Source organism: Komagataeibacter oboediens (assembly GCF_003207815.1).
GTDB classification, from domain to species: Bacteria; Pseudomonadota; Alphaproteobacteria; order Acetobacterales; family Acetobacteraceae; genus Komagataeibacter; species Komagataeibacter oboediens.
In genome coordinates this window covers 1-640 of sequence record NZ_NKTX01000250.1, presented here as the reverse complement: position 1 = coordinate 640, position 640 = coordinate 1, and the positions used below count along the sequence as shown (strand labels likewise).

Genomic DNA, 640 nt, shown 5'->3' with positions numbered 1-640 from the left:
GCCATTGGCCGGAGCTGCATCCGCACAGGTCGGCGTGGCCGGTTCTTCAACGTGGTGGACCTGGTCAACCGGCTTGAGGCTGACAGTCGGGCGGCAAGGGCGGGTCGGCTGGCCGAACAACCCGGCCGACTGGACTTTGTCATCCTCGACGAACTGGGATACCTGCCCTTTGCCCAGTCTGGCGGACAGTTGCTGTTCCATATGATCAGCCGCCTTTATGAACAGACCTCGGTCATTGTCACCACGAACCTGTCCTTCGGTGAATGAGCCAGTGTATTCGCCGACGCCAAGATGACCACGGCACTGCTCGACCGTCTGACCCATCACTGCGACATCATCGAGACAGGGAACGAAAGCTGGCGGTTCAGGAACCGTAACTGAACCTCTCTCCAGATCCATACCTGCCCCGGCCTGTCTCCTTACGCCTACGGCTTCAGGAGACAGGCCGGGCCTTCAACAGAGGGTTAATATAGCATGCCGATCAGGGGTTATTTTTGGGTTCTTCCGCACTTTTCGTGATGATGTTTTTGATTATGCGGGCTGGAGGACACGAGCCCTGAGGAGTTCGAAGCCTGCTCTTCCGAACATGGTTCGCTTGATCATTTTCAATCGGCTGATCTGTCCTTCAACCGGGCTGGTT

The 640-nt window shown here is 57.0% G+C and carries 1 pseudogene; it reads left to right on the top strand.

What is annotated here, in order from left to right:
• Nucleotides 1-381 (top strand): annotated as a pseudogene (locus CFR80_RS18665) (ATP-binding protein); the annotation flags it as partial.
• Between the last annotated feature and the right edge of the window lie 259 nt (nt 382-640).